At 57.5% G+C, this 21,489-nt stretch carries 16 protein-coding genes; 4 read left to right on the top strand and 12 right to left on the bottom strand.

Annotated elements, in window-relative coordinates:
- Window positions 1–203 precede the first annotated feature (203 nt).
- Complete coding sequence (locus H6F59_RS13775) at window positions 204–2,354, bottom strand: polyribonucleotide nucleotidyltransferase (protein ID WP_190516870.1); 2,151 nt, start codon at window positions 2,352–2,354, stop codon at window positions 204–206.
- 193 nt (window positions 2,355–2,547) lie between these two features.
- Here H6F59_RS13775 and H6F59_RS13770 point away from each other — a divergent pair, with 193 nt between their 5' ends.
- The gene (locus H6F59_RS13770; protein ID WP_190700859.1) at window positions 2,548–3,540 is read left to right on the top strand and encodes an NAD-dependent epimerase; all 993 of its coding nucleotides are present in this window, start codon (window positions 2,548–2,550) and stop codon (window positions 3,538–3,540) included.
- Window positions 3,541–3,550: 10 nt separating this feature from the next.
- On the opposite strand, the gene H6F59_RS13765 is transcribed toward H6F59_RS13770, so the two are convergent.
- From H6F59_RS13765 to H6F59_RS13725, 9 genes are all read right to left on the bottom strand, one after another.
- Window positions 3,551–3,751 carry a hypothetical protein gene (locus H6F59_RS13765; RefSeq protein ID WP_190516868.1) on the bottom strand — a complete coding sequence of 67 codons (201 nt, stop codon included), beginning with the start codon at window positions 3,749–3,751 and terminating at the stop codon, window positions 3,551–3,553.
- 206 nt (window positions 3,752–3,957) lie between these two features.
- Window positions 3,958–4,959 carry a low-complexity tail membrane protein gene (locus H6F59_RS13760; protein WP_190700716.1) on the bottom strand — a complete coding sequence of 334 codons (1,002 nt, stop codon included), beginning with the start codon at window positions 4,957–4,959 and terminating at the stop codon, window positions 3,958–3,960.
- A gap of 62 nt (window positions 4,960–5,021) precedes the next feature.
- A complete protein-coding gene (infB, locus tag H6F59_RS13755; protein ID WP_190700713.1) occupies window positions 5,022–8,108 on the bottom strand; it encodes a translation initiation factor IF-2 in 3,087 nt (1,028 codons plus the stop codon).
- A gap of 313 nt (window positions 8,109–8,421) precedes the next feature.
- Window positions 8,422–8,721 carry a YlxR family protein gene (locus tag H6F59_RS13750; RefSeq protein WP_190700710.1) on the bottom strand — a complete coding sequence of 100 codons (300 nt, stop codon included), beginning with the start codon at window positions 8,719–8,721 and terminating at the stop codon, window positions 8,422–8,424.
- A gap of 19 nt (window positions 8,722–8,740) precedes the next feature.
- Window positions 8,741–10,237 carry a transcription termination factor NusA gene (gene nusA / locus H6F59_RS13745; RefSeq protein WP_190700706.1) on the bottom strand — a complete coding sequence of 499 codons (1,497 nt, stop codon included), beginning with the start codon at window positions 10,235–10,237 and terminating at the stop codon, window positions 8,741–8,743.
- An 81-nt stretch (window positions 10,238–10,318) separates the two neighbouring features.
- On the bottom strand, window positions 10,319–10,789 hold the full coding sequence (rimP, locus tag H6F59_RS13740) for a ribosome maturation factor RimP (RefSeq protein WP_190700703.1): 471 nt from the start codon (window positions 10,787–10,789) through the stop codon (window positions 10,319–10,321).
- Window positions 10,790–11,014: 225 nt separating this feature from the next.
- Window positions 11,015–12,595 (bottom strand): glycosyltransferase family 39 protein, encoded by a 1,581-nt coding sequence (locus H6F59_RS13735; protein WP_190700698.1) that lies wholly within the window; start codon window positions 12,593–12,595, stop codon window positions 11,015–11,017.
- Window positions 12,588–13,220 carry a hypothetical protein gene (locus H6F59_RS13730; protein WP_190700695.1) on the bottom strand — a complete coding sequence of 211 codons (633 nt, stop codon included), beginning with the start codon at window positions 13,218–13,220 and terminating at the stop codon, window positions 12,588–12,590. The genes H6F59_RS13735 and H6F59_RS13730 overlap by 8 nt, the downstream gene beginning before the upstream one ends.
- A gap of 169 nt (window positions 13,221–13,389) precedes the next feature.
- Window positions 13,390–16,029 (bottom strand): U32 family peptidase, encoded by a 2,640-nt coding sequence (locus H6F59_RS13725; protein WP_190700692.1) that lies wholly within the window; start codon window positions 16,027–16,029, stop codon window positions 13,390–13,392.
- 230 nt (window positions 16,030–16,259) lie between these two features.
- Here H6F59_RS13725 and H6F59_RS13720 point away from each other — a divergent pair, with 230 nt between their 5' ends.
- A complete protein-coding gene (locus tag H6F59_RS13720) occupies window positions 16,260–17,201 on the top strand; it encodes a phosphoribulokinase (RefSeq protein ID WP_190516849.1) in 942 nt (313 codons plus the stop codon).
- A gap of 126 nt (window positions 17,202–17,327) precedes the next feature.
- Here the strand turns inward: H6F59_RS13720 and H6F59_RS13715 are convergent, their stop codons facing one another.
- Entirely contained in the window at window positions 17,328–17,690 is a 363-nt protein-coding gene (locus tag H6F59_RS13715; protein ID WP_190700689.1) for a hypothetical protein, read from the bottom strand.
- A 345-nt stretch (window positions 17,691–18,035) separates the two neighbouring features.
- On the opposite strand from H6F59_RS13715, the gene larB reads away from it, so the two are divergent.
- The gene (gene larB, locus H6F59_RS13710) at window positions 18,036–18,824 is read left to right on the top strand and encodes a nickel pincer cofactor biosynthesis protein LarB (RefSeq protein ID WP_190700686.1); all 789 of its coding nucleotides are present in this window, start codon (window positions 18,036–18,038) and stop codon (window positions 18,822–18,824) included.
- A 92-nt stretch (window positions 18,825–18,916) separates the two neighbouring features.
- On the opposite strand, the gene H6F59_RS13705 is transcribed toward larB, so the two are convergent.
- Complete coding sequence (locus tag H6F59_RS13705) at window positions 18,917–20,170, bottom strand: HhoA/HhoB/HtrA family serine endopeptidase (RefSeq protein WP_190700675.1); 1,254 nt, start codon at window positions 20,168–20,170, stop codon at window positions 18,917–18,919.
- A 308-nt stretch (window positions 20,171–20,478) separates the two neighbouring features.
- On the opposite strand from H6F59_RS13705, the gene H6F59_RS13700 reads away from it, so the two are divergent.
- Window positions 20,479–21,429, top strand: coding sequence for a M23 family metallopeptidase (locus tag H6F59_RS13700; RefSeq protein WP_190700671.1), 951 nt, complete (start codon window positions 20,479–20,481; stop codon window positions 21,427–21,429).
- Window positions 21,430–21,489: the final 60 nt, after the last annotated feature.

Below are 21,489 nucleotides of genomic sequence, written 5' to 3'. Positions count from 1 at the left end.
GTTAAAGGCTAGATATACAAAATTGCATCCCTGCATCGTACTAAGAAAAGAACCCCCGAATCAATTGTTGCCGCGCACAACGTTTGATTCGGGGGTGAGGGGAATGAGGAAGTTGAGGAAATGGAGAAGATGGGAAGTAGTGAGAGGACTTTGCGATCGCCTCACCCCCTCATCTCCCTTACCTTCCTCACCTTTTCACTGCTCTAGCGCAGGGCCGCTGCCTCGCGGGCTGCTGCCGCCTCGTCAGGGTGAATGTTGAGGCGGGTCAGATTAATCCGACCGCGGCCATCAATTTCACGCACCTTGATGATCACTTCGTCACCGACGTTGACTTCGTCTTCGACCTTGGCCACTCGATAGTCGGCCAGTTGCGAAATGTGAACCATGCCCTCCTGTCCGGGCATAAATTCTACAAAGGCCCCAATGGGGATGACGCGGGTCACTTTGCCCACAAACACATCACCAGCGGCAGGCTTAAAGACGATCGATTCGATTAAGGCTTTAGCCTGGAGGGCTTTTTCGCCTTCGATTGCCGAAACAGTGACGGTGCCATCGTCGTTGATGTCGACCTTAGCGCCGGTTTGCTCGGTGATCGCCTTGATCTTCTTACCGCCGGGGCCAATCACCATGCCGATCATCTCAGGATCGATCTTGAAGCTGATCAGACGCGGAGCGTAGGGCGATAGCTCTGCTCTTGGGGTATCAATGGTAGCCAGCATTTTTTCAAGGATATGCAGGCGGGCGGGCTTGGCCTGGTTGATGGCGTCAGCAATCACCGATAGGGGCAGACCGGTGATTTTCATGTCCATTTGCAGGGCGGTGATACCCGTGTCGGTACCGGCGACTTTGAAGTCCATATCGCCCAAAAAGTCTTCGATACCTTGAATATCGGTGAGAATGCGCACCTCGTCGCCTTCTTTGATCAAGCCCATAGCCGCTCCACTGACGGGCTTAGTGATGGGCACGCCGGCATCCATCAGCGACAGGGTAGAACCACACACTGACCCCATGGAGGTGGAGCCGTTGGAGGACAACACCTCCGATACCACCCGAATCACGTAGGGGAAGTCTTCCTTGGAAGGTAACACTGGCACCAGGGCACGCTCGGCGAGAGCACCGTGGCCAATTTCGCGACGACCAGGCGATCGCATGGGTCGAGTCTCACCTACCGAGTAGGGGGGGAAGTTGTAGTGGTGCAGATAGCGCTTCTCTTCGTCGGGGTGAAGGTCGTCCATCATTTGGGCATCGCCAGGAGTCCCCAGAGTGGCAACCGACATCACCTGGGTGAGGCCCCGCTGAAATAGCCCAGTGCCGTGCACTCGCTTGGGCAACAGTCCCACTCGGCAGGAGATTGGACGCACCTCATCGAGCTGGCGACCATCGACCCGCACCTTCTCACTAACGATCTGCTGGCGCATCAGCTTTTTGGTCACCGACTTATAGGTATTGCTCAGGGCTTTACCATTCTCGGCCACCGCCACCTTGATCGGGTTTCCTTCCTCCAAGGCGTCAATGGCGGCGACTAGCTCATCTTTAATGGCGTCGAGCTTTTCGTCGCGCTCGGGCTTGGTGAGGCTAAACTGCTTCAGCACGTCCTTAATGGCAGCGGCAGTTTTTTCTTCAATGAAGGTCCCCAGGGTGGGGTCGGTCTCAGGCTCTTGCTCGGTAACGATCTCAATGCCTAGCTCTTTGATCAGTTCTAGCTGGGCCTTGATCAGATCTTGTACAACTTCATAGCCAAAGTCGATGGCCTCAATCACGTCAGCCTCGGGAAGCTGGTTGGCACCAGCCTCGACCATGATCACACCGTCAGGGGAGCCCGCCACCACTAGGTCGAGATCGCCGGTTTCAACTTCTTTGTAGGTAGGGTTGATGACAAAGTCGTCGCCCACTAGACCTACCCGCACTGCCGCCATGGGGCCGTAGAAGGGAATTTTGGCTAGCAGTACCGCAATCGATGCGCCCGTGGCCGCCAGTACATCTGGGGGTACCTGCTCATCCATGGCCAAGGTAGTGGCGACAATTTGAATGTCGTCGCGCAGCCACTGGGGAAACAGAGGTCGCATGGGGCGATCGATCAGGCGACAGATTAAAGTAGCCCGCTCAGGGGGACGGCCCTCCCGCCGCAAAAATCCACCGGGGATGCGCCCAGCAGCATAAAGCCGCTCTTCGTAATCAACCAGCAGAGGCAAAAAATCGATGCCTTGACGTCCTGCTGAGCGGGTTGCGGTCACCAGAACCGCGGTCTCACCCGACTGTACCAACACCGCACCCCCCGCTTGGGGAGCCAGTAACCCACCCCTCAGGTGAATATCGCGACCACCGAAGGAGATTGTTTTTTCAAATTCTTGCATGTACGACTACGTCCTTTCTCTCTTACCATTCTTCTTGGTTTCTTTGGCCTGATCCTAGCACCGATGACGACAATGGCTTGTTGCATGGGCCGCCAGAGACAAAATTAGGCAAAAGACTTAAGGTTCTGGGGCCCCTTGGGTACTCTACGGGCGTTGATTAGGATAAAATTTCTGGCCCTAGGAGGCTACGGTCATCGCTGTACTGGTTACTGGAGTAGCAGGATTTGTGGGCTCGTTTGTCGCCCGGCGGCTGTTAGACAGTGGCCAGCAGGTCTACGGCATCGACAACCTCAACGACTACTACGACGTGGGGTTAAAGCGCGATCGCCTCGCCCAGCTCGCACCCCACGATGGCTTCACCTTCGAGCAGCTCGATCTGTTCGATCGCGCGGGAATGCTGGCGCTATTTCGCAACCACCAGTTTCAGTACGTCATTCACCTGGCGGCCCAGGCGGGGGTGCGCTACTCGCTAGAAAACCCCTTTGCCTACTCCGACAGCAACCTGTCGGGGTTTCTCAACCTGCTGGAGGGCTGCCGCATGATAGGGGTTGAGCACTTGGTGTTTGCGTCATCCAGCTCGGTGTATGGGGCCAATCGCAAGGTACCATTTTCGGTGGCCGATCGCGTTGACCACCCGGTGTCACTTTACGCCGCCACCAAAAAGGCCAACGAGTTGATGGCCCACGCCTACAGCAACCTGTATCAAATTCCCACCACAGGCCTGCGATTTTTTACGGTGTATGGCCCTTGGGGGCGGCCCGATATGGCCTACTTCAAGTTCGTGGAAGCAATTTTAGGCGATCGCCCCATCCAGGTGTTCAACCAGGGCCAGATGAAGCGCGACTTTACCTACATTGACGACGTAGTGGAGGGGGTCGTGCGGGTCATGACACACATTCCTGTCTCTAGCACAGACCCCAATAGCGACAGCCAGGCTCCCTACAAGATTTACAACATCGGCAACCACCAGCCAGTGGAGCTACTGCGCTTTATTCAGGTAATCGAATTGGCCCTTGGGAAGAAAGCCCAAACTGTCCTGTGCGGCATGCAGCCTGGAGATGTACCCGCCACTTATGCCGACGTCAGCGATCTCATGGCCGACGTAGGATTTGCCCCCAGTACCCTCATTGAAGTAGGCATCCAGCGGTTTGTGGATTGGTATAAGCAGTACTACAAGGTCCAGTAGCTTACAGGGTCTAATAAGCCAGGGTTTCTAAGGTTTCGCGTAGGTAGCGACGCACCAGCTGATCGAGCGGAGCGGCTTCAGCCTCAGCGGCGGGCAGCTCACCCTTCCAGCTTTTGAAACCGGAGCTGCTGGCGATCGCAGACTTAAGGCTGAACCAAATGCGGGCGTGTTCAGAAAGCTGCAAGGAGTTTACGGAGCGAGTTACGGCCATAGCTGCCTCTAAAAAGTTCGGATAACTGTCGAGATCTCAGGTTTTTCTACCCCTCAGGGCCACTCGCTCAGTCTGCGAGTCAGCAAAAACTCTAGTCACTAGAGGACTACTTACAAGATAGCGTAATCACCCAGTGGCGATTGTGCCAAGGACCACAGTACTCAGTACTAAAAATTAGCAAGATCTATAGTCGGTTCGTTAGAGCCCTAGCGAGAATTGGGGTAGACATCGGCGATCGCAGGCAAGGACTGTGGATAGGCGGCATCGTCTAGGTGGGCCGTGTCGTCGCTAGATTCCTCAACTTCTGGGTGGCGCAAGGGCTTGTAGCCACTCGTAGCATCACTATCTACGAAGGAATCTGCCGCAACGGAGTCTTCGGGGTTTTCAAGGTCAACAGCGCGTGCGATCGCTTCTGAGGAGGCTGACAAATTTGATGCACGGATGTGAGCTGCTAACTCGTCAGTTGCACCTGCTTCAACCGCATGCTCTAAAGGAACTTCGGTTTCAACTATCGCTTCAGCAACACCACCCTCAGGCTCGTCTAAGACCCCAACAGGCACAACCTGAGGAGGCTCAAAAGTTTCCACCATGACTGAAGTAGCAGACTCGGGCTTCGGCCGAGTGATTAAGTCGGGCAAAATCTTGCCGACCGTCAGCCCAATCCAAGTGAAGTCAGCAGCAACGTTTTCAATGGAATAAGGGGCAACCTTGGTCATCACCCGATCTGGCGTAGCTAACACTTGAAGTACGGCTATGGGTATCTGCAAGAAAAGGTTAGCCATAAAGAAGCTGAGGGCTGCGATCGCCACACCTCCTAGTCGTCCCCAATCGCTGAAGGGCGTTAAGTCACGGGCCAGAAATGCTAGAGGGTAAAGCTTTAGCAACCCCCACACCAGAGGCACCGGCACCAGCAGTGCTCCCAAACGCACTCGCCACCGCCGAAATTGACTCAGCAGACGACGCTGATTATCCTGCAACGCAGACGGCTTCAGCGCCAGCCCTGGCAAACTAAAGATGTAAAAAGGCTGCCGCAACTGCATCACCAGCACCGGCAGCACGCCTAACGCAACAATGACACCCAGCTCTAGCCCAGGCAGAACCGGGTTACCCACCGCCAGCCCAAGTAAGCACAAATCAATCCACAGTGGTACCGTCGCCAATCCGGCTAGGTGTACCCACAGATACGGATCGCAGCGCCAGGGTGCCATTGTCAACTCCGTTTTTACACTGCCGTCTCGCAGGGTCCCTCGTAGAAGGACCCTGCCCTTGCCTAGGCCATCGCCAGCGTGCGGCGCTTCGTGACCATCTTGAAGGCATCGATAATGTCGCCTTCTTTCCAGTCGCTGAAGTTGTCGATGCCGATGCCGCACTCGAACCCGGAGGCCACATCTTTGGCATCTTCTTTCATGCGCTTGAGGGAGTCGAGCTTGCCCGTGTAGACAACCTCGCCACTGCGCACCACTCGGAGGTTGCAGTTGCGAGTGACCTTGCCCGAAAGCACGTAACAACCGGCAACCGCGCCCTTGCGCACGGGGAACACTGCCCGCACTTCCACTTGCCCCAGAGGCTCTTCGACCATTTCGGGATCGAGTAGACCTTCCATAGCACCTTGAATGTCGTCAAGGAGGTTGTAAATCACCTCGTAGTCGCGCACATCTACACCTAGGCGATCGGCAGACTGCCGCGCCCCAGGAGCCAGGGTAGTGTTGAAGCCAACAATCACCGCGCCACTAGCAGCGGCCAGGTCGACGTCAGTTTCACTGATTTCGCCAGGGGCAGCCAGCAACACTCGAATCTGCACCTCGTTCTGGGGCAGCTGCTGAAGTGCCGCCAGAATGGCTTCGATAGAGCCCTGCACGTCGGCCTTGAGCAGTAGGTTGAGATCCTTGAGATCGCCCTCCTGAACCTGGGCAGAGATGGTATTGAGGGTAACGCGACGAGAGGCCATCGACTGCTGTAGACGCGACTGACGCTGCTCAAGCATACGCTTGTCGGCCACGGCTCTGGCGGTTTTCTCGTCGGAGTAGACCTCAAACTCGTCCCCGGCAGCGGGGACATCATTGAGACCCAGCACCTCAACTGCAAAGGAGGGGCCAGCAACTTTAACCCGCTTCAGGCGATCATCAAGCATGGCCTTGACCTTGCCCAAGATTGGGCCAGCCACCAGCGAATCGCCCACCCGCAGCGTACCGTTCTGAATCAGTAAGGTAGCAACCGGGCCGCGCGCCTTGTCGAGGTTGGCTTCAATCACGGTACCGCGAGCCAGACGGTCAGGGTTGGCTTGAAGATCTTCGATCTCAGCAACCAGCACAATCATCTCCAGCAAGCTGTCGAGATTTTCACCCGATAGGGCGCTAACCGGCACCATAATGGTGTCGCCGCCCCATTCCTCAGGCACTAGCCCGTGCTCCATCAGCTCTTGCTTGACGCGATCGGGGTTGGCAGTCTCTTTATCGACCTTGTTGATGGCCACAATCAGCGGCACCTCAGCTGCCTTAGCGTGGCTAATGGCCTCAATGGTCTGGGGCCGCACGCCATCATCGGCCGCCACCACCAGAATGGCAATGTCGGTCACTCGGGTACCCCGCGCTCGCATGGCGGTAAACGCCTCGTGGCCAGGGGTGTCTAGGAACACAATCTGATGGGAAGTACCCGCGTGGTCGACATCGACGTGGTAAGCACCGATGTGCTGAGTGATGCCGCCAGCCTCACCTTGGGCCACCTTGGTCTTGCGGATGGAGTCGAGCAGCGTAGTTTTACCGTGGTCAACGTGACCCATGATGGTAACCACCGGAGGCCGCCGCTTGAGGCTCTCAAAGTCGGCTTCGTCGATCATTTCAGTGACCTTTTTGGCCTCTGACTCCACTTCGCTGGTTTCAACCATGACCTCGAATTCCTCGGCCACCATCTTGGCGGTTTCGATATCAAGGGTTTGGTTGATGTTGGCAGCGATGCCCTTAAAGAACAGAGACTTGATCAGCTCTGTCTCGGGCACCATAATTTGCTCGGCCAGCTCATGGACGGTTAGCCCTTCGGAGAGCACGATAAACTCGGGGCGCTCCTGGGTGGGCTGAGACTCACCCCGGCGACCACGACGGGAGCGACCACCGCCGCTACTACTGTCGCGATGCTGAGGCTTGTGGCTCTTCATCGTCGGTGACGACGGCTTGCCACTACCGGCACTCTTGGGCTTAGGTGGGCGCGCTAGCGAGATGCTTAGATTTTGGGCATCGGTGGCTTGCTCTTCGTCTTCGTCAAGCTCATCGACCAGCACATCGAGATCTTCATCGTCTTCGCCCAGCACGCCTTGGCCTCGCCGCTTGGTCTTGCCGACCTTGCTGGCTTTTTCGCGCATCTTTTGATCGTCGTCCTCGTCTTCGCGCTCTTCGCGCTTATGGCGAGGCGGTGAAGGGCGACGCGGCTGATCGTCAAGACCACCGACTCCAAGCACGGAAATTGAGTCATTGCCGGGAGGGGTTTCGGTGCGAGCAGCCGTTTCGGCTCTGGCTGTTTCGGCATCAGCGTTGGGCCGTCGCAGTTTGGGCTTAGGCTTCAGACGAGTAACATCTTCGCCCGCATCAATTTCGCGGATAGGAATGGTGGGACGTGGTGCGCTAGGGCCGTCAGCCGAACGACCTTCAGGGCTGCGGCTTTCAGGGCTACGGCTCTCGGGGCGACGAATGACAGGGCGGGGCGGACGAGCGCCCTCTGGCACAATTACCTGGCGATCATCGCTTTCAGTACGAACCCGAGACACAGGCCCAACCAGCTCTGGCCTTGGCTTAACTGGCGGAGGAGAGACCTCTACAGCGGGCTCGACCGCAACTGCCTCAACCTCTTCGACAGGAGTTTCAGCAGGAGCGTTAGCCCCAGGACGATTAAGAGATACTGGCGGTTTGGGTTTAACCTCCTGATCGGCCCTAGGAGCTTCCCCAGGACGGCTGGGGGGCTGAGAGAGACTATCAGGACGTGTTGGTCGACTGGCGCTGGGGGCAGGAGTGCTAGGGGAGGCAGCGCTGGGAGTGGGAGCGCTTATCTCAGTGTCAGCCCTGGGGGTAACCCGATGGCGACGAATTTCTAAAATCTGCTGCTTGCGTTCGGGTCGAGCACCATTTTTGACCGGGGCCGCTGGTCGAGGCCGACTGGCAGAGCGATCTGGCGCAGCATTGGGCCGATTGGCACCGCCGCTGGCGCGAGACTGAAGAGCCGCTGAGCGAATTTGCTCAGCTTCTGACTCTGCGATGGTGCTGCTGTGACTCTTCACGGCAATGTCGAGGCGACTTGCGATCGCCAAGATGTCTTTGTTATCCAAATCCAATTCCTTCGATAACTCGTAAATTCTCACTTTGCCGTTCATCCACATCTCCCTACGCTAGTCAAGCTTGTTACTTACATAAACCAACCTGCTTCGTCCAACAAAACGACATCAAACCATTCTGACGAATACGTTAGCCCTAACATGGCATTGTAAACCAAGGCTAGGTGGACATGGGACCTCAAGCAAGTTTACTGACGCCCTAGGGGGGCCAGTCAGATACCCATACTATGAGTGTAATCAGTTGCTTCCCCAATGAACAGAATCTCAGAGGGATCGCGTCTAGAGACGATTCAGTTGCAAAAATTTTTGGTTAAGCCTCCTGACGGCACATTTTCTCGTTGACACTCTCTACTTAGACCTGCCTACCGGGCAAAGACTGTTGGCCAGCAACGGAATTAGCCGTTTTGCCCTCTAGCTGGCTCCACAGGCTTTGGTAGACTTCCTCTGGTACGTTAACTTTTAAAGCCCGCCCCAGCCGACTTTTTTTCTGAGCCTGGCGCAGGCAGTCGGCCTCGGGGCAGAGGTAGGCCGATCGCCCCATCCCATCGCCGAGATGCACTGATCGGTCGGGATAAACCCGCACCACTCGCCAAAAATCAGCTTTGGGGGCGACCCGCCGACAGCTGATACAGCGTCGATAGTTGGGTGGCATGGGAAGCTTTCTCCAGAACTTATTCTTCCTCTGCGATCGCCGCTGGGCTTTCGTCTGCCAGAGGTTCTTCCTCTAGAGCCTCCTCTTCGAAGTCGGTGGCTAATTCAGCCGCCTCAGCTGTAGGCTCTTCAGCAGACTCCGGAAAGTCGGCGTCATAATCAGCATCGGGGAGAGGTGCAGTCTCCAATTCATCATCCTCAGAGGGTGCTTCATCGACCTCTAGGCCCGCTGCTCTAGCCGCAGCCGCAGCCCGCTCAGCCGCAGCCTTCGCCTTCCATTCTGCTGCCTCAGCTTCCTCTGCTGCCAGCTCTGCGGCTTCGCGGGCGGCCTCCTCACGAGCCGCCGCTATTTCGGCAATTTTGCGGTCTTCCTCATCATAGTCATACTTGCCCGAGTCTTTGATGTCGATCTTCCAGCCGGTGAGACGGGCCGCTAGGCGAACGTTTTGGCCCTCTTTGCCGATCGCCAAACTGAGCTGGTCTTCGGGCACCAGCACGTGGGCCTGGCGATCGTCGGGGTTGACCAGACGTACCTCGTCCACACGGGCGGGGCTTAGAGCGTTGGAGATGTAGGTAGCCGGGTCAGGTGACCAGCGAATGACGTCAATTTTTTCGCCCCGCAGCTCGTTGACCACCACCTGAATGCGCGATCCCCGGGCACCAATGCAGGCACCAACTGGATCCACATCTCGCTCAAGAGTGTCTACAGCGATCTTGGTGCGGGGGCCGACGGAGCGCGAGGGGGGGTTAGCCTCCCGTGCGACGGCTACAATGCGGACGATTTCGTCTTCAATTTCGGGCACCTCGTTGGTGAATAGCTCGACCACCAGCGCCGCGTCGGCCCGCGACACCAGCAGCTGCGGACCACGGTGAGAGCCTTCGGAGACTTTTTTCAGTGCCACGCGGAAGGTGGCGTTGGCCCGGTAGTTGTCGTTGGGAAGCTGATCGCGCTTGAGCAGCTCGGCCTCAACCTCGGGCTGGCCCACGCCGCTGACGACCGCCATAATCACCGACTGGCGCTCAAACCGCAGCACCCGCGCCGAGAGAATGCTGCCTTCGAGGTCCTGGAATTCTTCTTGAACCAGCTTGCGTTGCTGGTCGCGCAGCTTTTGGGCCAACACCTGCTTGGTTTGAATGGCGGCCATGCGACCAAAGTCGCGCTGGTCGGGGGTGACATCGAGCACCACGGTGTCACCGGCCTGGGCTTCAGGGGCAACTTCGCGCACTTCAGATAAAGAAATCTCGTGGTCTTGGCTGGTAACTTCGTCAACAATGGTTTTGGTGGCCAGCACCCGGAAGCCCTGATCGTCGTAGTCGTCGACATCCAGCTCAATGTCAAAGTTATCGAAGTATTCTTCGTCGAAGTGGGTGTCGATTTCGCGGGTGCGGCGGTAGCGTTCATAGCCTTTGAGCAGAGCCTCTCGCAGGGCATTTTCAACCGCGTGCTTAGGCAGGTTGCGCTCGCGGCTAATGACATCAATCATTTCCTGCAGATTGGGCAGACTTACTAACGACATAACCACTCACCTCTGGACAATAATTCTTTTAAGCAACAAATCTGTGACGATCGCAAAACCTGAATGCAGCAAGTGTGACCCTTAGTCGGGGCTTTGGTCGCTCAACTCCACCGTCTGTACCAGGTTGCGAGGCAGGGAAAAGGATTTTCCTTTTTGGCTGAGCACCACAGCCTCTTCATCGCGGCGCACTAATTGGCCTACCCACTGTTTTTTGCCCTTGTGCGCCTCAGTTAGGGCAACTTCGACCATAAACCCCTTGAACACCACAAAGTCGCGATCGGTTTCGAGGGCAGCCGAGACGCCTGGACTTGATACCTCTAGCACGTAGGCATCGGGAATGATATCGCTGGTATCGAGTACAGCTTCGAGGGCCTGGCTCATTTTTTCGCAGTCATCCAGGCCAGTGTCTTCGTTTTCTAAACTGCGCACGTCGATGCGTAGCACTGGAGGAGACTGGTTGGTGTGAAAAACCGCCTCAACCACCTCTAGCCCTAGTTCTTGGGCAACAGGGGCCACCAGCTCAAGCACCTGGGGAATAAGGGGATGTACCATTTAACCCGCGAAAGAATGCCAATAAAAAAGTGGGCCTCGACCCACCTCCCAAAACATTGCTGCTAAAGGAGCCCAAACCCGGGGGCTTGAGCTTCACCATTCTAGCGGATTGTGGCAGCATTGAGACAAGCGCAGGCCGCGATCGGCCTAGGGAGAGGGTTGCAAGGGATTTGCCCAAACGTTTTTGACGGAGGCGGGGATCAAGATTGGGGGGAGGAACTTTGTCTATTCTGGCAGGCACTGCTCGCCATTGCCGGTGAAGGCTAAGGAATAGTCTGGGCTCAGCGGATAGCCTACTGGCCCGGCCCTAAAGCCGTAGCCTCGAACAACTTGGTAGGTTTGCAGCACCTGGCCAAATCGGCGCACTTCTAAGGTTTCTGGAGGGTCTACGCGATCGAACATGGCTAGGTGAGTGGGGCAAATAGGGTGCCAGGTTTCGCCCAGCAGCACGGCGTCGCGCCCCTCAAGGTTAGGGGCATCGTACCAAAAGTCAAACTGATCAAGCCGACCTGAGATCGCCAGTACGCTAGGGTCGTTGAGAGCGTAGGCCAGGGCCGAGGCCGAGCGGTAGTCGGTGGTGAGCAGTAGAGGATTGTCGAGATCGTCAGCTTGGGTCGCGACGGCTTGGGCAATCTGGGGCCAGCCAAAGAGCGCAGCACCATCAGGATCCACTGCGCCAAAGAACGTGCCGAGGGGGATCACGGTATAGTAGGCAACTAGAGCCGTGGCGGCGAATAGGCCCAAGGCTTGAGCGATCGCCAGTTGGCCCGCCCGCGCTGGCTTTGACCACTGGGGTCGATAAAACTGATCGCTCAGTAGCGGGAACAGCAGCGGGTAGGCCAAGATATTCCAATAAAACAGCGCGACAGAGACGGTGGAGAGGGCTGCAAAAGCCACCGTAGAGAGGCCAAAGATCCACAGCGCCAGGGCTGGATAGCAGGATTCCCGAACTGTTGCCGTCTGTCCCCGTCGCCGGAGCAGCCGAATAACGCTCCACGACTGAATGAAGCCGAGGATGAGACCACATAGGGCCAAAAACACCACGGGCTGAAGCAGGTTGAGGTTGAAGCCACCCCCGGCGGTGCGATCGCGGTAAAACCGAAACGAAAAGAAGTCGTGCTGAACATTCCACAGCAGAATCGGCGAGAGCACGAGCAGGAGTAGGCCCAGGGCCAGGTAGAGGCGGCGATCGCGCAGTACTTGCCAGCGCCGTCTATCCGCCAAAATCATCGCCAGAAACCCCAGCCCGACAAACACTGCGTTGTACTTGCACAGCCCGGCTAGGCCAAGAAAAATGGCGGCACCGTAGAGATCCCTGCCGCTGCCCTGGCTGGGATTCTCAACCGCGCTGTCCACATAGCGGACGAACAGAAAGCTGCTGACCACCGCTAAGGTCACCAGCCAGTGGTCGTGCCAGGCCAGCCCCAGATACCAAAAAAACAAGGGCGATGACAGCCCTAGCAAGATGACTAGCCAAGTGCGATCCCTAGCCTGATCGCCGTAGAGGTAGCGACAGATATGGTAGACCGTGAATCCTAAAAGCCCACTGCTGATGAGGTTAGGCAGACGCAGGACAATCACAGAGCGCCCTAGCCCTGCGGCAAATACCCCCTGCACCCAGGCGTGAAAAGGCGGGTGGTCATAGTACGAAAAGCTCGGTCGTTGCCCCCATAGCCAGTAGTAGGCTTCATCGGGGTTGGGGAAGGCCGTCAGCCAAAACACCATCCGCAGGGCCAAAAACCCCAGCAAAAACCAGCGTCCCCAAGCCCAAATTGGAGACTGCAAGAGATCCCAGCGTTTACTCATCAGGCGATTCTAAGGCGCTGGTGTCGATGTCGTCTAGCTCGGGAATATCGCCAATGTCGAGGGTGCTGGAGATCTCAGCCACGAGTTCAGCCTCAGCATCAGAGGAGAGTAGTACGGTAGGCAAACCGGCTCCTCGCAGCCCCTGGAGAATGTGCCCTGGCGTTTCAGGAAACACCACAAACAGGGGAAGGGTCTTGTCGGTGCCGTCGCTGAGCAGGTGCTCGTAGCGCTGGGGCAGTAGCCACTCGTAACCGCGATCGACCAAAATCTGCGTGTGCCGCCACCGCATCAGCAGGTCTGAAAAGTCTTCTTGGGGACGGTGAATGTAGACAAAAATTTCAACCCCGGTCTTAATCTTCCACTCGGGATCGCACATCAGCAGGGCGACATCGCAGGGCAGCGTCACTACGGATCCAGGTGCAATGCTCTGGCTGTGGGGATTGAGGTGCACCCCGTCACGGACGCGCACGTTCGGCAGCGGCAGCGTAATTACACTCTCATCAGGCCGTCGCATGCTGGGCACAGCCTCGAGGTAGGGCCGATGGTGCTTGAGCAACTCCAAGGCCCCCTCGTGATCGGTACAGACCGAGAGCAGCGTTTCGTACTGAATAGGTTTAATCGCCATGCTGCCTACAGAGAACTATGGGTTAGGGTCAGTATGCCCTGCATTTTATCCAAACTGGGCGGGCGCAATGGCAGGCTACTCGAACGCGTACCCCCAACAGCCAATCCTAAACAGCCGCGAAGAACCTCACAGCCAGGACGTCAACTTTTGGTTGCATTAACCCTGGCCACTAGCCTCGGGCTGAGCTGTGTTTAGAGTCTAAGGGGCCACGGGTAACCCCGAGCTTGCTTTGCAGATGGAGGGTACGCCAGAGCTGGCTACCGCTGATGTCTCCGGCTAAAAGCTGGCGGTATTGAGCGATCGCTCTCTCCACCTGCTCCGGGCTTTCATCCAAAAATTCCAGCCGAAAGTGCTGTGCTCCGGCCTGCATTAGCCGCTGGGCGTATTCGGCTCCGGTTTGGGCGACGCCGTTGAACACCGTATTGCGGCAGCCCGCATCGGCTAGCAGAAGGTGCTCGGTGCCAACTCGGTCGCGCAGCTTGACCTGCTGACTCTCACAAGGACGGCCGCAGTCGCGAAAGTCTTTGCCATCGGACAGAAAGGCGCAGAAGACGCAGTGCTCCATGTGAAACATGGGCATGTGCTGGTGCAGGGTAATCTCGAACCATTGAGAAGGGGCTGACTCCAGCAGCTCTACCAGCTGGTCGGCATTCAGATCGTAGGAGGCCGTTACTCGCTTTAGCCCGTAACGGTTCAGCAGATAGTCTGCTGTTAGAGCGTTAGCCACGTTCAGCGAAAAATCTCCCACACAGCGCTGGTCGGCAAAATAGGCCAGGTGGTCGTAGTTGCGCACCAGGTAGCCGTCAGCTTCAGACCGCTTTACCTGGTCGAGAATATAGGTTTCTAGCGGCTTGGTGATGCGAGGTGGGGCAACCCAGATGGTCTGTTCGGCATGGGCGCGGTTGGCTCGGAACCACCCCACGGCGTCGCGGTAGGTGGCAGGGTTTTCGAACTCACAGTAGATGGTCTCAATGCCTGCCTCGGTAGCCGCAGCAACCTGAGCACGGGTGCGGACAAGGGTAGAGAGATGTGGGTGAGTTGATGGAGAGGAACTACAGCCTGGTGAATTTAGGTCAGAGTTCGGGATCAGATTGGACAGAGAGGCATTGAAGTTGAGGTGCCAAGGGTTGGGGCGTAAGCGCAGCTCCTCTAACCCTTCTACGAGCTCTCGCCGCAGCCGATTTAGCTCACTGACGGGGATCATCACATTCCCCTGGAGATGATTGCTCAAGGAGTTGAGATGGAACGGGGTGTTGCCCAGACGGCCCAACTGCTGCTCCAGGCGATCGCCCGTCAGCGGCTTTGAATGGGCTTCTACTAGGGCCATAGTGGAGGTTGCTTGAGCAATATGGCCCTGGGCATCGCGGGCGATCGCCACCATCTCTTGCCCTACCGCGCCATGCACCTCAACGGTGATGGGCCGCGTGAATTTGGGGCGATCGCCGCTGTAGGTCTGCTGAAGCTCTTTATCTAGGGCCGGATCACTGGTTTTCCACAGCTTGTCGCCGGGGTGGATGCGGCGCAGATTAAGTGCGTCTCGGCCAAACGTTAGCCGGGTTTCTGGGCCAACCTCATCCACTTGATAAACGCGCCCCCCCTGCTCCTTTTCGGCGGGGTGGCCATCGTCAAACACCACCCCATCCCCCGCCTTGATCGGAGCCTGGGCTTTCAGAAACACAGCATCGTTGGTGACGCGGGTGATGTCGCCCAGATACACTCCGCGCTTTTTGCCAAACCGGGCGTGGACGAGGGTTTGGTTGTCGATGCCCTCGAACCAACCGGTGTAGAGGCCGCGGGAGAAGGCCATTTCGAGTTGGTAGCGGGCTTGGGTGGGTGGATGGGTGGATGGGTGGATGGGTGGATGGGTGGATGCTTCGGTAGCGTGGGTCAGGGCTGCAGCCTCAGACTCCGCTACTAACTGATTCCCCGGCCCACGTTCTCTCGCCACCAGCTGATCTAGCGCCTGCCGGTACACCCGCGTCACGTTGGCGACGTACTCCGGCGACTTCAACCGCCCCTCAATCTTCAGGCAGCTCACCCCAGTTTTTACCAGTTCAGGGAGAACAGCTAGACCGGAGAGATCCTGGGGGCTGAGCAGGTAGGCGCGATCGCCCAAATCTACTTTTTCCCCATCGGCAATCAACTCGTAGGGCATGCGGCAAGCCTGGGCACATTCGCCTCGGTTGGCCGACCTGCCGCCCAGGGCTTCGCTAGTGAGGCACTGGCCTGAGTAGGCCACACATAGCGCCCCGTGGACGAAGACCTCGAGGGGTAGGGCGATATTGCGATCGCCCATCTGAGCCTGAATTTTGGAGAGGTCTTTAATTGAGCACTCCCGCGCCAGCACCACCAGCTGACAGCCCAGATCGCGGGCAAACTCGACCCCAGCGGTACTGGTCACCGTCATCTGCGTCGAGCCGTGGATGGGAAAATCAGGCGAAAGATGGCGAATTAGCCGACACACCCCGATGTCTTGAACGATTGCAGCATCGACACCAGCTGCAATCATCGTTTTGAGGTACTGCGCGGCCTCTGCTAGCTCTGAGGGAAATACCAGCGTGTTGAGCGTGACGTAGCCCTTCACACCGCGCCGATGGAGAAAGGCCATTAGCTCAGGCAGATCGGCCTCTGTAAAGTTCTCAGCTCGCATGCGGGCGTTGAAGCGATCGAGGCCAAAGTAAATGGCATCGGCCCCGTTTTCAACCGCTGCTTTGGCACAGTCCCAGTTACCTGCTGGGGCTAGCAGCTCTGGCAGCATAGGCGATGTGACGGGGGCATTAAGACTGGCGGCGGGGTCGAGGGCAGGCATGGGTTTAGGCTCGCAGAGCTAAATAGTGGCCCCCAAAGGCGGCCAGAGGCACCATTCTATTCTGAACAGATTCCAGACGATTGAAAGCTTGGTTGGGCTATGAGTTGCCGGAGGGGCGATCGCACAATTGTTCCAAGGCCATTACACAGAGCAATAAATATTTGGTGATGATCCCGCTGGTTCCTACAATGGGGTAACTAACTATTGGTTGCAAAACCCTGGAGAAATCTATGAGTCGTCCGATAATCCTCGGCATTGTGGGTGACAGCGCAGCGGGTAAGACCACTCTGTCGCGGGGTATTGCGCAGATTTTAGGCGAAGACGACGTTACCATCATCTGCACGGACGACTACCACCGCTACGATCGCAAACAGCGCAAAGAAATGGGTATTTCGGCCCTGCACCCCGACTGCAACTACATCGATATCATTCAGCAGCACCTGGGCCTGCTGCGCACTGGGCAACCCATTCTCAAGCCCATCTACAACCACACCACTGGCGAGTTTGACGCTCCCGAATATATTGAGCCCAAGCGCTTTGTAATTGCCGAAGGGCTGCTAGGCTACTCGACCCGCGCCTGCCGCGACGCCTACGACGTCAAAGTCTATCTGGCCCCTCCCGAAGACCTGCGCGCCAACTGGAAAATTAAGCGCGACACCCGCAAGCGCGGCTATACCCCAGAAGAAGTAGTTGAGCAGATCAAAGCTCGGGAAGAGGACTCCGAGGCGTTCATTCGTCCCCAGCGTCAGTGGGCTGATGTGGTGGTTAGCTTTTACCCTCCGGATGGCAACAGCAGCGGTGACGAACTGCTGCTCAATGTACGTCTGGTAATGCGGCCCACTATTCCCCACCCCGACTTTACCCACCTGTTAGAGGACAAAAACGGTGGTTCTCTGAGTGACGCAGTGCGCATGGGCCTCGATCGCGACATGGGCAAACCCGTAGACGTGCTCGAAATCGACGGCCACGCCACTGAAAAACCGGTACAGGAGCTAGAGCGCACCCTATGCAGCGAAGTTCCCTACCTGGGCAAGTTTTGCAGCATTGAGGGCAACACCGACATTGGCAAGGTGGTAGGCACCACGGGCGAAACCCTGCAAAGCTATCCCCTAGCGCTGACCCAGCTGCTCATTACTTACCACATGCTCAAGGCCGCCAGAGTCCCCGAGTAGGAGAAAACGGAGGCAAAGGGCAGTTTGCCCTCCTCGCAATCTCTAATCACCGCATGGGCGATCGCCCTAAAAATAGCCGGCAGCTCCGCCTCTGTGCAGCTGCCGGCTATTTTTGGCTTCTGTGGCCTATTGTTGCGACAGCGATTCGCCCTGGGACAGCTCGGTCAGCATCATTTGAATAAAGTTAGCGGCCACCTCCGCCGACTGGTCGTGAGTGGCGAATACGATCGCCAGGCTGTTTGTGTCTCCCGCTCCATAGCAGAGCACCCGAAAGGAGCCATCTTCGAAGTAGCCAGTGCGGTCAATGCCGCCCTGGTCAGACTCCACCCCCAGGTTGTCAATCAGCTGGTCGGCCCGCGTCAGACAGCCCGCCACATCGGTGTCGAGCAGCTGGTCGCCGCTAGCAATTTCAGGGCGAGCGTTGGCGGGTTGAATTAGAGCGGCCAAGCCGAGGCCAGTGAGGGCGATCGCATATAGATGCCGTTTCATAGGAATTAAAACTAGGGTTAAGTACAGCTGCCGCCCCATTTAAGGGTGCCCAGCCACCGGCACGGGTGGCAAAGGATTGTTTCACGGCCTGATCAGTTAATACAGGTTGCCCCCTAGCTTTCCGGATGCCACAAAGCAAAAAAGCGCCGGAGCTAGTAGCTCCGGCGCTTGGGGTGTTGAGGAGTGAACGATTAATAAACAATATAGGAGCCCGATATGTCACCGAGGTAGCTGAGGTATGACAACCCTGTGACATTTCTGATTCCCCTTTTTTAACAGCATGGTCTAGGCTAATCTTTCCAGAGTCTTCTGACCTTTGCCCATTTACCTGTCTCTGCTCCCTCCGTGACCCAGCCCGACGCTCTACGCAGTCTACTCAACGCCGTCTCCCAGGGGCAGCTTAGCCCCGATGCTGCCTTTGACCGGCTCAAATATCTCGACTTTGAGCCGGTCGACGACTTTGCTAAAGTCGATCACCACCGCACCCTGCGCACCGGCTTTCCAGAAGTTATCTGGGGGCCAGGCAAAACTCCCCACCAGATTGTGCAGATCATGCACAGCCTGCATCAGCACAATCCAGTGGTCATGGCCACTCGTATCGAGCCCGAGGTTTACGCCCAGGTGCAGCAGCAAATTCCGGCGGCGCGGTACTACGACATAGCCCGCATTTGCGCCCTAGTGCCCGCAGACTGGGCAGCTCAGCACCCGGGCACCATTGGCGTGCTGACGGCAGGCACCGCCGACCTACCGGTGGCCGAAGAGGCTGCCATTACCGCCGAACTGAGCGGGTTTACGGTCAAGCGCCTATGGGATGTCGGAGTAGCCGGGCTACACCGCTTGCTGCACCACCGCCACCTGATTCGCGACATGGATGTGCTAATTGTCGTAGCGGGCATGGAGGGCGCGCTTCCTAGCGTCGTAGCTGGCTTAGCCGATTGCCCTATCATCGCGGTACCCACCAGCATTGGCTACGGAGCTAGCTTTAATGGCCTCTCGGCCCTGCTCACCATGCTCAACTCATGCGCAGCGGGCATTGGTGTTGTCAACATCGACAATGGCTTTGGCAGCGCGGTGCTGGCCGGCCAGATTTTGCGCACCGGAGTGCGGCTGAGGAGTAAGGGGGTGGATAAGTAGGGGGTGGATGAGTGGAGGGTTTTGAGTTTTGAGCTTAACCTTCAGCCATCGACTCAAAACTTAAAGCTGAGCATTTAAAGCTCTTTCACCGACTAACGCAGGTCAGCGGGCATGGCTGCGGGTTTGACGTCGATGGTTTGGTCACGGCCATCGCGGTGAATATCAAGTTTGAGGGTACCGCCGAGTTTAGTAGCTTCTACCCGAGCCTGCACATCGGGCGGGCTATCGACGGGGTCGCCTTCAATCGCGCGGATCACATCCCCGATCTTCAAACCTGCGGCTTGGGCCGGGCTATCAGGCAGCACCCCGACAATGAGAACGCCGGGCTCATCGTCGTTGTCGATTTTGAGATTTAGCTGCTCTTCCTCGTTGAGGCGATCGACCATCTCGGCGGAGAGTTCGACCATTTGAATGCCGAGGAATGGATGCAGCACTTCACCGTTGGCAAAGAGCTGATCGGCGATGCGCTTGGCAGTTTCAATGGGAATAGCAAACCCCAAACCCTGGGCGTTGGCGCGAATGGCGGTGTTCATGCCGATCACCTCGCCCCTGTCATTGAGCAGGGGGCCACCGGAATTGCCGGGGTTGATGGCGGCATCGGTCTGAATAAACTGCACCCGCTTGTCGGGAATGCCCACCTGGTTGCTGCTGCGCCCTAGGGCGCTGATGATGCCGGCGGTGACGGTGTTGTCGAGACCGAGGGGGTTGCCAATGGCGATCGCCCACTGCCCTGGGGCCAAGTCTTGGGTGCTACCAATCTGCACGGTGGGCAAGTTGGCGGCCTCAATTTTGACTACCGCCACATCGGTTACCGAGTCGACTCCAACCACTTTTCCCTCAAAGTCACGCCCATCGCGGAGGGTGACCTGCACCGTTTTGGCGCCCTCAACTACGTGGGCATTGGTCAAAATCTGACCATTGGCGCTGAGAATGAACCCCGACCCAGTCCCCTGCTCTAGGCGATCGGGCAGCTCAGAGGGGGGCATTTCTTGCTCGTCAAAGAAGCGGCGAAAGAAGGGGTTATTAAAAGCATCGGGAGAAATTTCGGGCACGGTGCGCTCGGCATCAATGCGCACCACCGCTGGCCCCACCTGCTCTACCGCTAAAGCAATAAAGTTTTGGTTTTCCCCCATCGGGTCGATGGTTAGGGGGTTGGGGGCAGCCTGGGCCGCGGTAGTCAATGAAGTCTTGACCGCTGGAGGAGGTTCGGCAGCGGCATCCTCTGCTGGAGCTGAACTTGCCTGGCTGACGTAGTAATGACCAGCCCAACCTGCGCCACCCCCTACGGCCAGAGCTACTGCCACCAACGCGAGCTGCTGAGAAAACTGCTTTGGTAACGAGTCCATGCTGAGTGCCCTCTGCTACTGTGCCTGGTGTGCCTTACCTACTGCGCCGGATTGGCTTTGCGATCGCGACTGCGAGCAAACCCGAAGCCACTTAGCGCTGCCGATAATTTGACTGATCTGGCTCTACTCTACCGAATATTTTGCGGAGCAAATAATTTCCGGACGGGGCCGTCTGGGGCTAGAAAACCCAGGTATGCCCCCTGAGCAATTGGGGTTGTCCTGCCTATTATAGAGCTGTACTCCTGAGAGATTGTTGGGTTCGCTAGGGGAGCCACAATCAAAATCGGCTAGGTCGCTAAGTTTCCACGATGTTTTACGATTCGCTTCAGCATTGGGCCACCCGTCGGTTGGGCGCTACTAGTTCTACCCAGCGATTGGGACACAAAGGCTTAGTTTGGCTGCTTGGTCTGGCCGTCACCCTACCGTTGGGGGGGCTGGCCACGCCAGGCGCGAGCGCCCAGACTGGCCCAGCCGCTTGCTCTCAACCCGCCCTGTCGCGCTTGACTCGTCACCGCGTGGCCCAGGGCGAAACGCTGGCCGCCATTGCCCAGCGCTATAGTCTGTTACCGGCCACTATCATGGGGCTCAACCCTGCCGTTCAAGGGGGTGCCGTCAGCCCGGGGCAAGAGCTGATCATTCCGCCCTTCAACGGCATTCGGGTCAGCGTCCCCCCAGGTAGAACCTGGCAGCAAGTCGCCCAGACCTACAACAGTCGGCCCGATGTGCTGTTTGAGGTCAATGGCTGCGTGAGCACTGTACCGGCCACCATTTTTCTGCCTGGGGTGAACTGGTTCCCAGGCGTGACGACCACAGCGGCCACAGCGGCCACAGCGGCCCCGTCCACACCGCTTCAAGGATATCCCCTACCCCAGCGAGCGCAGGTAATTGTCAACTACGGCTGGCAGCCCGATCCAGCCCAGGGCAAGCTGGTATTTAACACTGGGGTCGCCCTGGCTAGCTCAGCCAGCACTCCAGCGCTGGCGGTAGGGGCAGGCACTGTAGCCTTTGCCGGCACCGACGCCACCTATGGCAATCTGGTGGTCGTCAACCACGCCCAGGGGCTGCAAACCCGCTACGCCAACCTGGCAGCGCTGAATGTGCGAGCTGGGCAAACGGTGCGCCAGGGCGATCGCCTGGGAGCGATCGCCACCTCAGAGGGAGACGACGCGTTCCTATTCTTTGAAGTGCGGCTTAATTCCACCGCAGGTTGGGTTGCCCAGGACCCCCAAGACTACGTGCCCGCCATGGTGCTGCGCTAGAAAACTGCCTGGTTTGGGCGGCTTGGGGGGTTAACATGACGCCAAGCCCGCCCAAACCCT

The sequence above is a fragment of the Nodosilinea sp. FACHB-141 genome, assembly GCF_014696135.1.
GTDB lineage: Bacteria > Cyanobacteriota > Cyanobacteriia > Phormidesmidales > Phormidesmidaceae > Nodosilinea.
This window is presented reverse-complemented; position numbering and strand designations above follow the sequence as displayed.